8 protein-coding genes are annotated in these 13,059 nt (G+C 35.9%); 1 reads left to right on the top strand and 7 read right to left on the bottom strand.

What is annotated here, in order from left to right:
* Positions 1–52: 52 nt before the first annotated feature.
* From addA to A5821_RS02710, 7 genes are all read right to left on the bottom strand, one after another.
* Entirely contained in the window at positions 53–3,853 is a 3,801-nt protein-coding gene (addA, locus tag A5821_RS02740) for a helicase-exonuclease AddAB subunit AddA (RefSeq protein WP_086312974.1), read from the bottom strand.
* On the bottom strand, positions 3,846–7,424 hold the full coding sequence (locus tag A5821_RS02735; protein ID WP_086312973.1) for a PD-(D/E)XK nuclease family protein: 3,579 nt from the start codon (positions 7,422–7,424) through the stop codon (positions 3,846–3,848). Before A5821_RS02735 ends, addA begins: the two co-directional genes overlap by 8 nt.
* A gap of 137 nt (positions 7,425–7,561) precedes the next feature.
* Entirely contained in the window at positions 7,562–8,107 is a 546-nt protein-coding gene (gene lepB / locus A5821_RS02730) for a signal peptidase I (protein WP_086312972.1), read from the bottom strand.
* Positions 8,108–8,230: 123 nt separating this feature from the next.
* Positions 8,231–8,962 (bottom strand): LutC/YkgG family protein, encoded by a 732-nt coding sequence (locus A5821_RS02725; RefSeq protein ID WP_086312971.1) that lies wholly within the window; start codon positions 8,960–8,962, stop codon positions 8,231–8,233.
* The gene (locus A5821_RS02720) at positions 8,955–10,427 is read right to left on the bottom strand and encodes a LutB/LldF family L-lactate oxidation iron-sulfur protein (protein WP_086312970.1); all 1,473 of its coding nucleotides are present in this window, start codon (positions 10,425–10,427) and stop codon (positions 8,955–8,957) included. The genes A5821_RS02725 and A5821_RS02720 overlap by 8 nt, the downstream gene beginning before the upstream one ends.
* A gap of 11 nt (positions 10,428–10,438) precedes the next feature.
* Positions 10,439–11,200, bottom strand: coding sequence for a (Fe-S)-binding protein (locus A5821_RS02715; protein ID WP_086312969.1), 762 nt, complete (start codon positions 11,198–11,200; stop codon positions 10,439–10,441).
* A gap of 239 nt (positions 11,201–11,439) precedes the next feature.
* Positions 11,440–12,177, bottom strand: a complete 738-nt coding sequence (locus tag A5821_RS02710) for a cyclase family protein (protein WP_086312968.1) — start codon at positions 12,175–12,177, stop codon at positions 11,440–11,442.
* 147 nt (positions 12,178–12,324) lie between these two features.
* On the opposite strand from A5821_RS02710, the gene A5821_RS02705 reads away from it, so the two are divergent.
* Positions 12,325–12,666, top strand: coding sequence for a hypothetical protein (locus A5821_RS02705; RefSeq protein WP_086312967.1), 342 nt, complete (start codon positions 12,325–12,327; stop codon positions 12,664–12,666).
* Positions 12,667–13,059 lie beyond the last annotated feature (393 nt).

The following is a 13,059-nucleotide window of genomic DNA, read 5'->3' as shown; positions in this document are numbered from 1 at the left end:
AACTGAGTATAGCACACAACTTACAATTTGTAAGTAGATTTGCTTTCATTTTTTAATCCATTTTTTCAATAATTTGTTCTTTGTCCATGTCAATAATGATTCCAGCCGACAATAACACTAGAAACACTTGATTTACTTGCTTGTTTGTTGCTTGGGCTAACGCTTTTCGGTATAAATTCAGCTGACCTCTATAACGTTGGATAATTTTTTTGATTTCTTTTGTATTTTCACTGTCCAGTACAAAGTCTGTTTTATAATCATAAAGAATACAACTTTCTTCTTTTTCGATGTAGCCATCGATCATTCCGTGAATCAACAAATCATCTTTAGTTTCTTTAGGATAATCTTTGATTAGGTCTTCTGCCTTCAATAACATTGAAAATGGCTGCTCACGGATAACTTGATTGGGCGTTTCTAAAAGTTGTTGACCTAAGCTCGTTTGATAAAAAGCTAGAACTTGATCGATATTGATTCGTTTTGCCACATTTTCTTGGATAATTTTTGTTTGAACTAGTTCATCGATCAAATGAAGGATACTCTCTTTGGTTGGTTCTTTCTTTAAATCTAATAGTTGCAACAAGTAATGTGTTGCTGTTCCGATTTCTACTGGAGACGGCGTTCTAATCGTTTCAATAAATCTCGGCTTACCTAACTCCCCTTCACTCATCCGGTGAATGATCATCGATGTCGGTTGTAATGTATTCTTTTCATTTACTTCGATCTTAGCAATTTCTTTATTATCAGGATCTTCAAAAATACGTTTGATTTCTGATACCGATTGATAATTTGTCGTTTTTGTTGAAAGTTGATAGGGGTAGTCATAATTTAAACGACATAACCCTTTTTCAATAGCTGTTGCATCACTCTTTGCAGCGTTTTCTACTTTTGTAGAACTTGTCTCAAAGAATTGAAGCGCTGCAAATCGTTCCTGAATTGTTTTTTCTGTCATAAAACTAAGGGTAAATCCTGCAGGATGTTGTGAGATACCAGCTACACTTTCAGTTATAAATTCAGTCTGAAATTCTGCCATTCTCTGATGACGAATCAAAGTCATTCCTACCCAGTTCATCAAACTACTTTTACCTTGTAAACGATTTTCCCCAGGCAAAACTTTTGTCTGAACATCAGCAACCTTCAACCATTCTTTAAAAGTTGCCTCTTGGTCATTATAAGACCCAACAAGATAGAGTTTTTGTTCTGCTCGCGTTAAGGCGACATATAATTTACGCATTTCTTCTGAAAGTAATTTTTTTAATTTTGCCTGTTTAATCGCTAGAAATGGCAAGGTTTCATAAAGTACTCGGTCTGTCTGATCAAGATAACGAATTCCTACGCCTAAGCGATCATCAAAAATATAACGTTCATTCAGATCACCAAGATTGAATTCTTTGGTCATATCCAAAACAAAGACTACTGGAAACTCTAGTCCTTTACTTGCGTGAATCGTCATCACCCGAACAGCATTTTCTTCACTTAAAATAACTGGTTCTGCCAAATCCTTATCTTTTTCCTGCATTTTCTCTATAAAACGAACAAATTGGAACAACCCACGGAAACTAGTTTTTTCATAACTTGCTGCTCGATCAACTAATGCAAAAAGATTAGCCTGTCGTTGTTTCCCAGCTGGCATTCCACCGACGTAATCTAAATACGCAGTATCTTGATAGATTTGCCAAATCAATGTGGCTAATTGATTTCGTCTAGCAATTTCACGCCATTTATCCAGTAATTCAGCAAAATTCTTTGTTTTTTCCTTTAATGATTGTTGTTTTTGATTCTCCGTATCTCTTTGATTAAACGTTAAAAAGGCTTCGTAATAAGAACTCTTTTTAGCAGCTAACCGAATCTCAACTAGCTCATTTTCTTTCAACCCAACTATGGGTGAACGTAACACCGCAGCTAAAGGAATATCTTGATACGGATTATCAATGATTTGTAAAAGGGCCACCATCGTCTGAACTTCAGTTGCTTGAAAATAATTTTGCGCATCATTGACTTGAATTGGAATTCCAGCTATTTTAAATATTTCAAGAATCGTTAAATTATTTTTCTTGGTTGGTGTTAATAGCACGATATCTTTATACGTCAGCGGACGATTTTCTTTGATCGATTTATCATAGATCAAAAATTTATTATCAATCAATTCTCTGATTTTTAACGCTGTCATATGCAGTTCGCCTTCCGTTTTATCTTCTAGGAGCAATTGAGGCGCATTTGCTAAATCCACTGTTTCTTCCGACTTCTCTGATTTTTTTTCATAAATCAACAGTTCTGTATCATAATTTTCAGCTTCATCAAATTGATCAAATCCGTGAACAAGTTGAGCAGCTTCGTCATATGCAATTTGTCCAACTCTTTCATCCATCAATTGTTCAAAAACTAGATTAGTAAAATCTAAGACATTCTTTCTGGAGCGGAAATTCTCAGCTAAAACAATCCGTTTACCCTCTTTATTTTTTCCATATTGATTATATTTTTCAATAAACAACGTGGGATCAGCTAGACGAAATGAATAAATCGACTGTTTCACATCCCCTACCATAAACAAATTCCCTTCATCGGCTGATGGTCTTCTCAACCAATAAAGAATCGTTTCCTGCAGTCGGTTGATATCCTGATACTCGTCAACCAAAACTTCATCAAACTTCTCTCGATAGTACTTGGAAGCTTCTGAAGCAAACCATTCGCCTGCCTCTTTTTTTGCTAAAATTGCTAACGTAAAATGCTCTAAATCATTAAAATCAACTAGCCCTTTTCTTAGCTTTTGCTGGCTATAAGTATCAATAAATGCTTTTCCTACCTTAGCCATTTCCTGAACAAGTGGTTTTGACTGCTCTAAAATCTCCTTCATTTGCTCTGGTGACAATGTAAACAAGTTCGTTAAAATATCATTGATAGCTTTCTTGTTTTGTTCACGTAAAGTCTTAGCTTGAGCAGCTATTTCTTTTAATTCTTCTACACGTATAGATGGGTATCGTTCAAATGTAACTGTTTTTGAAATTTCAAAACCTGATTCTAAATCATTATCTGCTAGTTGACTACTGAAGGTTTCCACAAACTCTTTTTCGTTTCTAGCAAGGATAGCTATTTTTTCAAGCTTTTCTTCACCTTCTGTCAACTGAATCATCTCTTCATAACGATCTACACAACGGAACAGCGTTTCCATCATTTGAGGCTTTAAATACTCTTGAAACAGAGCTGATTCGCCTAATTGGCCCTCTAAACGGTAACTGTCTGCCAAGTGAGCTAGCCATTCCTCTGGATCTGGATTAGCTCTAGCAAATTCATATAAAGAAAAAATCAATCGAGTTAGTCCATCGTCACTCCGATCATTGGAAAAGTTACTTGTCAATTGATAGAACGCTTCACTGTCCTCACTGTAGAATCGTTCTCTAAGCTCATCCCAAACATCCTCTTTCAAAAGTAACATCTCAGTCTCATCAGTCAGTAAACGAAAAACTGGGTCTATTTCAATCAAGTAGTAAAAACGACGAATCACCGTTAGACAAAAAGCGTGTAATGTGCTGATATGAGCTGTAGGAAGTAAGCTTAATTGTTTAATAAAATGTTGTTTTTTTTCTTGTTCACTTTCATTTGTGATTGCCTTTTGTAAAGCACTCTGGATTCTTTCTTTCATTTCTTTCGCTGCGGCTTCTGTATACGTTACAATCAATAATCGATCGATATCTACACCGCTTTTAAGTTTCTCAATGACCCTGCGAACAAGGACGGTCGTTTTTCCAGAACCAGCAGAAGCAGAAACTAAAATATTTTCATCCCCATCAAAGACAGCTTGCCATTGATTATCCGTAAATTGTTCGTTTTCCGGACGCAAAGGTATTGTTTTACTCATTGATAGTTCCTCCTTCCTGCTCGCTTTCAACCAAGCGATCCATCACTTCTTTTTTAGACAATGTTTCGATTCGATTATAATTATTTTCTTTCAGCATCACATCAAAATTACAAACACTTTTGAATGGACAAAAACGGCAGGCAATCCGTTCTTTTCCTTGATATGCTGGATTTAAATCGATTTTCCCGCTAGTAACTTTATTACCTGCTTCAATAAACTTACTACGGTTATGTGTCAACAATGCTTCTAATTCAGGCTCTGTCACGAACTTATCTTCTTGACGACGCCCTGGTTTGATCATTTCTTTCGCGGATTCTTCGATTGGAAATATCAAAGAAGTCTGTTTGGCTTGTAAACTTTTGTCTAAGTTTTCAAGTAAAATTGGATCATTCAATAACAAGCCATCAAACTGAAATTTCTTTAAAAGTTGTTGTTCTTTTTTCTCTTCTGTTTCATAAGGAAGAATTGGATTATGGACATGGAGATAAAATGAACCCGCAGGTTTGGCCGACTGACCGACCAAGTTTACAGCATCCATCAAAGCCACATCCAGATAGGTCAGCATCTGCATCGCTAAACCATAATAGGCTTCTGTAATATTGAACTTCTTGTGACTCGATTTATAATCAATGACTCCTAAGTATGTAGAATCAGGCGTCACTAATTGATCCAATCGATCGATTTTCCCTCTAACACTGATATTACCACCATTTTGCAGCGGTAATTCTAATCCTTTAATTCCTTTTTGGCTGGCGATTTGACCAAATAATACCTCTGTCTGAACAGTTGTCATCCCGCTTCGTTCACTTTGGCGTTTCAAAGCCCAGCTAACTTTTTTGATGGTTTGCCCTAATTGGTATCGGATATAGTTCATCCGGCTAGATGTATCTAGAATTGAAAATTTGATTTCACCAAACACAGCGTTTAGAATTTGTTCTGTAAATTCGTTTACTTCTCGATCAGTTAACTCAGATAATTGTTTATTCTGCATAATCAGCAATTTAAAGAACTGATCCAATGCTTCATGAAAGAAATCACCCGTTGCAGCTGGCGATAATCCAAAAACATCTCTTTCCTTTAAGCCTAACCCAAAGCGTGAAAAATATTGATATTGACAACGATAAAAGCTTTCCATTCGTGAAACCGATGTATAAATGTGTTTTGTATATAGTTCATCAGCAAGATGTTCTTCTAGATTTTCCGGCAAATTCTGATGGCTGAGACTTTCAAAGACATGCTGTGCCAATGGCGCCTCAGAATGCTTCATTAATTCACGTTCCAACGCAAGCCAAAAAGACAAAATGCCTTCTTGTGTTTCCTTTTTTTGCCGCTTGAGATTTGTCAAATCACTGATCAGTGTTCGGTATGTCCCTATATGTTCTAAGCTGATTTGTTCATCATCTAAGATCGTAAGAGCATTTCTTTGCTGCATTCGTATCCCTAAGTCTCTTTGAATATTTGTTAGATAAGTAGATGCTTTCACATCTTTCGCAGTATCTTTTACACGAGGATAGGAAAAATATAAACGTTCAGTGGCTGAGGTAAAAAGGATATAAGCATTCAACGGTTCTCTAGCAATACTTTTTCTTGTATCATTCAATAAAAATTGTCCGTCATCTAAATGACCATTAACAAATTGCCGTTCCTCATCTGATAGCAAAGTTTTGTTATCAAACTTCTGTGGTAAAACTTGATCCGTCAAACCAATTGCAAAAACGATTTTCGCTTGACCAGGCCGCGCTAAATCAATTGATCGCACTTGTACTTGGTCAATAGCTGTTGGTACTTTATTATAACGTAGTCCCTCTAAACCACTAGAAAAAATTTCTTCAAATAAATCTAGATCGAAGTTTTCTTTTCCGTAAATCGTCACATATTCATCTAATAACGTCATCAAAGCTTCCCAAGTTTGCTCATGATTGCGGGCTTCTTCTAACTGTCCGCTCTCAATGGCTTGGTTACGCCACATCATCAATTGCTTTTCTACCCCATTACGCACTAAGAAACGATAAAAACAGTCTGCTGCTTCGATTCCAGTATTCGCTTTTTGAATCTGTTTGAAAAAAGCAGGGATTGTTTGTTGGATCATGTTTCTTACAGCATTTGAGTCTTTTTCGATCACTTCAGTATCGTCTTGCTCCTCCGCTTCAAAGTCATAGCGAATAAAATGCCAGTTCTTAGCCTGCTCCCAGTGGTAGCCTTCGTAGCCATATGCCAAGACAACATTTTCCGTCACGTCGATTTTTCGACGCCATTCATTTCGCTCGATTAGCCATTCTTCAACGGTCACTTGATCTCCCAACGGGAAAAATAATTCTGTTCTTAAAAAACGCAATACATCTCGATAACGATAATGATACGTATGGATTGCGAACAACGATTGAATAAACTCAACTAATGGATGCTGCTCCATTGCCATATCTCGGTCTAAATAAACGGGAATTTCATGCATCGCAAACAGAGGTTCAATCATCGTCTCATAGCTATCCAATTCTCGTGTTAACAATTGAATATCTTTGTAACGATACTTTTCTTCTGTAACCAATCTCCTAATTTCCTTAGCAATATGATTGATTTCTTCTTTAGGATTTTCTGCACACCAAAATTGAAGATGATCATCACTGAGCCCTTGTCTTTCTATTTTAGGATGATTTTCTTGAACCTCAGCCCAGTATTTTTCAAGTGTTTGAAGACTATTATTGGTAACTAAGACTTTATTTTTTTCAATATAATCGGGCAGTATTGCCACATTTGAGTTTCTAGCTAATTGGTACAACTTGTGGTACGTTGTACCTGTTTCATAAAATAAGTTCATTAACTTCGGTAGTTCGTTCGGATATTTTTTGTCCAATACTAGTGAAATTTTGACTTCGCCACCACGACGCATCAACGTTTCAATCAATTTCAACTCTCTTGCTGAAAACGTGTGATACCCATTGATTACAAATAAAACGTTACGTAGATCTTTTGTCTCTAGATACTCCGTCAAAAAATTAATAATTTCTGCTGATTTTATACCATACTGGCTCATGGTTTCTTCAAATTTTGAAAAAACTAATTTAATATCTTGGATCTTTAATTGTAAATCCTGTTCTTTACTACCCGAATCAGATTGGGATAAATACCCATACAACTCATCTAAATCAATATTTCCTTCTTTCATTTCTTGATATAAATCGAATAGTTGCTGAATAAATCCCGATTTATTGACCTCTCCACGAAAGACTTTTAACGCTTCTTCGTTTTCCGACAAAATTTTTCTGAAAACCATTGCAGCGCCGGCTTCTGAAAGAACTTCTGAACCGTAAAATTGCGTATGTTGTAAAAAGTACCATGCCAATCGGTAAAAACTAAACACTTGAAAGCGCATCGTTGCGATTGAATCACTTTGACTATTTTGGCTATTTTTTATTCGTGTTAAGGCATTGATTTCTTGCTCAAATTTCATGTGGTTTGGCACTAGGTAGAATACTTCATGCGTATTGTCTTCCTCTAACCACTGTATAGAAGCTTGTATTAAGGCTTCTTCTAAATCCATCTCAGCAGTTCCGCGGATAAATTGTAAACTCATTTTGTCACATCCCTCATAAATGTTTCATGTTCTTAGTTTATCATAAATCAACTTATAATACGGCTTTCATTATTTAACAAAAAAAGCCTCTTATTTAAAAGAGAGCTTTCTTGTATTATCATTAATGAAATCTATTGTTAAATTGTTCCAAAACGGTTCAACGGCCATAAAACAAACTTAACATCACCTGAGATTTTATCTTTATTAATAAAACCAATCATTCGTCCATCTTTAGAATTTCTGCGATTATCACCCATCACAAAATATTCACCTTCTGGAACCTTCTTCTCACCTGTCACTTCACTTAAAGTAAAATCAAGGGTAAGTGGCAATCCATCTGTCACTTCGGCTTTGAATTCATCAAGGTAAGGTTCTTTGACTTCTTTGTCGTTGATATATAAAACATCATTTTTATATTCGATCGTATCACCTGGCAAACCAATCACGCGCTTGATATAATTCTTTTTTGGCTCATCAGGTGCTGGAAATGTCACAATATCAAAACGTTTGATTTCTGTATTTTTTAATGCGATCACTCGTTCACCATCAGCCAATGTAGGGTCCATCGAATGCCCCTTAACCACGACTGGTGTAAAAACGAACTGTCTTAATAAAAATAGTAGTGCTGCTAAACCAACAAAAAATAAGATTGTATGTAATAACTCTTTAGACTTCAAATTCATTCCTCCAAAAAACTTGCTTTCTATAGTTTACCACAAACATTCAAATTCCTACAGTATTCTTTTCTTTTTAACTAATTTTTTAAAACAACCTTTAATAACTGGTTTAATTAGACATATTTCACCTTACCTATCTTTTACAATAATGTAGTACACAGCAAGTGGTCCGTGGAGCCCAACTACTAACTGCATTTCAATATCCCCTGAATTCGACGGTCCGGAAATAAAATGGATTGCGGAGCCAATTTTTTCGCCAGTTGCTTGTTTTTCTGCATAATAAGCCGCTACTTGAGTTGAACGAGGGACGATTTTACTCATAGGAATAATCGAAATATAATGTTTGGGTAAAAAATGTAATGAACGACCTTGGCCAGCATTTGTTTCAACTACTACTGAGCCTGATTCAGCTAACAAAAATTCAGCAAATGCTATAGCGATATTTGCGCTCTGAGCATTAGTGATATTGACTTCCCTTTGTTCTTGACCTTTTTGCCAAAACAGGAACTGCTCATTTCTTTTGTCTGAATAGTTTGCTTGAGTAAATTTTTCCAATCCATACTCTGAAAAACGTTCATCAATTGGTAACAAAATATTCCCTTGTCCCAATTGAACTATTAATTGTTCTATTGTGTTCTCCAACTGTGATTGGGTTGTTTCTATTAGTTTTGTGTTGATCTTTTCTACTCTTTTTTTAGCAATTTCCAGCAACTCTTCAGCTGATTTATCTGATAATGTTGTTTCTGGCAGATCATTGATTGGATGAAATGGATGATCTTTGACATTTTGACGTTCAATTCCTAACTTCTCTCTTAAATTCTCTAAAAAGGATTCTCTATTTTGTATATTGGCATTAGTCATTTTGCTCACCTGCTTTATGCTTTTTATACCAACTTCTAAAATTTTCAGAATTTTTGGGTGGACGGGGGAGATCTCTAACATCTGTCCAACCTTTAACCAATCCAGGACCTTTTGCTACATACCCACCATATTGAAACATGTTGTCTACTGTAATATCTTTTTTCTTACTTAACGGTCCCAAACCTGCATGATCAACTTTCATTGCTAGTTTGAATAAACTTGGTGTAGCTGTTGCCTTACCTACAACTCTCATTTGAAAATCATCAAATCCGTGCTGCATTTTTAATTCATCTGTCATAACTTTTCGATGTTCGATCAAGAGTTCATGTAATGGTATTTTTACCGGACAAGTATCTGTACAAGCACCGCACAGACTAGAAGCATAAGGTAGTTCTCCAAATTGTTTGTACCCACCTAAAACTGGTGATAATACAGCACCAATTGGTCCAGGATAAATCGAACCATATCCATGCCCGCCGATATGTCGATAGACTGGACAAACATTGAGACAAGAACCACAGCGAATACATTGTAATACTGGCTCAAAAGCCGTTCCTAATGCATTAGAACGACCGTTATCCAAAATAACAACATGAAATTCTTCTGGACCATCTGACTCATCTTCATTTTTGATTCCAGCAAACGTCACATAAGTTGTTAGACTTTGACCAACCGCACTTCTTGCTAATAAATTATCTAGCACCTCTGCTTCTTTCATACTAGGAACAATTCGCTCCATTCCCATTAACACAATCTGAGTTTTTGGAATACTAATCGTTAAATCGGCATTACCTTCATTCGTATTTAAATTGATCATGCCGCTATCCGCAATCGCAAAGTTGCAGCCCGTAATACCTATTTCCGCCTCTAGGAAAAATTTGCGCATTACTTCTCTGGCACATCTTGCTAAATTAACTGGATCATTATCTCCTTTGTAGCCTAACTTATTCTCAAAAACTTGTCGAATCTGTTCACGATTTTTATGAATACTTGGGAAAACAATGTGAGAAGGTTCATCCCAGTCATCCATTTGTAAAATAAACTCAGCTAAATCAGTTTCCATAACACTTACACCGTTCAACTCTAATAACATTGGATCGATGTCAACCTCAGTGGTCACCATTGATTTTGATTTTACAACTTTTTTTGCTTTCTTATCTAAGACAACTTGTTTTACATATTCAGTGGCTTCTTCTGCTGTCTTTGCAAAAAAAACTTTTCCACCTTTTTGCGCTACCTGATCGCTAAACTGTTCCAAATAATCAGGTAGATAAGAAATCGTATGTTTTCTGATTTGTTCTCCTAAATCGCGCCATTTTTCCCAATGCCCAAGTTCTTCTCTAGCCCCTTCACGTTTGATCCACTGATCATCTTGAGCCTTCGCTACAGCTTTTTGCATAAAAACATCTTTTCTGCTATCTTCCAATCGTTCTTTAAATGGTTTTGAACTAGTCGTTAATCCCACAATCTCTCCTCCTAGATGAGTGTCATTCGTTTTGGCTGATCCATGCGTTTATTATTCACTTGTTGATTTAGAACTTCTGCAATATGCATAATTTTGATTTGCTTTCCATCTCGATTGAATTTGCCTCCGATATTCATCAAACAACCCATATCTGCGCTGATCAAAATTTCTGCCTTAGTATCGATTACGTCATTCATTTTTTCTGTGACCATTTGTTCAGATATTTCCGGCATTTTTACTGAGAAAGTTCCTCCAAATCCACAACAGTTCTCTATATGATTTAATGGAACCATTTCTAAACCCTCGACATGATCTAATAAGACAAATGGGGCTTCTCGCTCCTTCAAAATTCTCGTCATATGGCAGGAACGGTGGTATGTTGCCTTTGCATTCAACGTAGCGCCAACGTCTTTCACGCCCAACACCCGATAAAGAAATTGACTAAATTCAAATGACTTAGCTGCTAGTTTTTCAGCCTTTGGGCCATAGATAGGATCATCTTTTAAGAAATGTTCGTACTCTCTTAACATTCCTACACAAGAACCAGCTGGTCCGACTACGTATTCTGCCTCCTCGAAGCAATCGATTTGATTTTTTAAAGTGGCATAACTCTCTTTTATATATCCGCTATTATAAGTCGGTTGCCCGCAGCACGTTTGTTTATCTGGTAATGATGTCTCACAACCAAAACGCTCTAATACCTCCACCATCGCCTGCCCTACATTAGGGAATAATAAATCAACAACACATGTAGAAAAAATACTTACATTCAAAAAAATGCCCTCCTCGTATAGTTGCACGAGAAGGACAAATCAGTCATCAATATAGTCAACAATAACATTGGCATATACATTCGTTTTTACTAGAGTAAAAGCCGATTACTAGTCCTGTCATCATACAACTTAGAATCAAAATCATTTTGTAATAATTACTATACAACAATTATTCTATCAATGATCAGGCTATTTAGCAATCAATTTCTGTATGCTTTTTCGCATACTTACATCGTATTTCAGTTTGGTAATATAGCAAACGAACGTACTGGAAAGCCAGGTGCGTTCAACACATTGGGAAAACTAGTCAAAATAACACTGCCGACCGATGGAACTTGATCCAAATTACGCATCACTTCAACTTGGTATTTGTCTTGTTTTAACCAATAGTACTCGCCAAACAAACCTTTATTTTTTCTGAAATCTACAGCACTATCTGTGTCTAAGGTCTCATGCCCGATTGCTGTAACATCTCGCACTTCATTAAGATATTTCAGAGCTTCTAGACTCCAACCTGGCGTGTGAGAATTCCCGTCTTCGTCTCGATTATAATATTTTTCTGGGGAGTCCCAGCGATTCGACCAACCACTTGCAAATGCAACGAAGGCTTCCTTGGGAAGTATACCAAATTCAGTTTCAAAGTCCATAATATCTTGGACCGTCACACAATAATCATGATTCTCTTTGACTAGCTCTTCCTTATGGATAACATATAACGGTAACATCAACTCTTTTAATTCTAATTCGTGCAAATAACGCTTGCCTTGCGCAAAATGAATTGGGGCATCGATATGTGTACTGTACTGAGTAGGGAATGTAAGTTCCTTTGCGAAAAAACCATCTTCTTTGATTTTAAATAATGTTTCCTCCCGAGAAGCATTAAAAGCACCAAAACGCGGAATTTTGTCATGTACCTCGTGACTCAAATCAATCCACTTTTTGCCTTTTAAATAGTCCATTGCGTCCAATGTGTTCATACTTTGTTCCTCCCATTCTTCTAATTAACCAGTTCAATTTTGATAATAATCAAACTTAATTACTAATATACAAGAAAAATAGATGACTGTACACGCAACATTTGATAAACTGAAGAAGTATCGGATCAACGAAGGAGGATCACCATCATGTTTATTTCATTTGGCATGTTTATTGGTTTAATTATAGTAACGATCATTATGATTATTTTGATTATTTATTTAACTTTTACAGGTGGAAATAAACAATCACGCCATAAAAATGTTCATCAAGCAGAACAAGCCGCTAAGGAACGACTAGCTCAAAATAATCAAGTAATGTCCAATCAGTCCAACGATTTAAATCAGAATGACCTAAGCTATCAAGATAATTTCAAACAAGAATCACACTCAGATAATCAATATTACCAAGAACCAGATTCTAATGAAACCACTGAGGAAGACTACTCATTACACATCCTTCCTTATCCAAAGGACGATGAATTTAAATAACTGAACAAGAGCAAAATATCTTTCAAATATCTTGTATACTGATTCCATATTAGTGGATCTTCCATGATAAAGGCTTGTTTTACCATGGAAGATCCACTAATATTTTTATACGATAAAGTTCGTTAAAAAAGAAAATTTTGTTATTATAAAAATAAATAATTACTGTTATATGTGAGTCTATCCAAATAAGTTGACTTTAACTCGTTCTGTTTCTATAATTTGGGAAAAGCAGAGAAAAAGGTTGATGAAATGGACATCCTATTAAACGAAAAAAGTCAAAAAAAAATAGAACTGTTTACTGAATTGCTTTACAGAGAAAATGAAGAAATCTCATTTTCATATTTGCAGTATTTTCTTGATGTTTCTTTAAGTACATTAAAACGTTACTTTGAT

Source organism: Enterococcus sp. 7F3_DIV0205 (genome assembly GCF_002141365.2).
Taxonomy (GTDB): domain Bacteria; phylum Bacillota; class Bacilli; order Lactobacillales; family Enterococcaceae; genus Enterococcus_L; species Enterococcus_L palustris.
Note: the sequence above shows the minus strand (reverse complement) of the source record. Positions and strands in the feature narration are given on the sequence as shown.

Excerpts from the sequence above, each read along its gene's own strand:
- A5821_RS02725 (WP_086312971.1), bottom strand. The coding sequence starts at position 8,962 with ATGACTAATGCCAATATACAAAATAGAGAATCCTTTTTAGAGAATTTA.
- A5821_RS02710 (WP_086312968.1), bottom strand. The coding sequence starts at position 12,177 with ATGAACACATTGGACGCAATGGACTATTTAAAAGGCAAAAAGTGGATT.
- lepB (WP_086312972.1), bottom strand. The coding sequence starts at position 8,107 with ATGAATTTGAAGTCTAAAGAGTTATTACATACAATCTTATTTTTTGTT.
- addA (WP_086312974.1), bottom strand. The coding sequence starts at position 3,853 with ATGAGTAAAACAATACCTTTGCGTCCGGAAAACGAACAATTTACGGAT.
- A5821_RS02735 (WP_086312973.1), bottom strand. The coding sequence starts at position 7,424 with ATGAGTTTACAATTTATCCGCGGAACTGCTGAGATGGATTTAGAAGAA.
- A5821_RS02705 (WP_086312967.1), top strand. The coding sequence starts at position 12,325 with ATGTTTATTTCATTTGGCATGTTTATTGGTTTAATTATAGTAACGATC.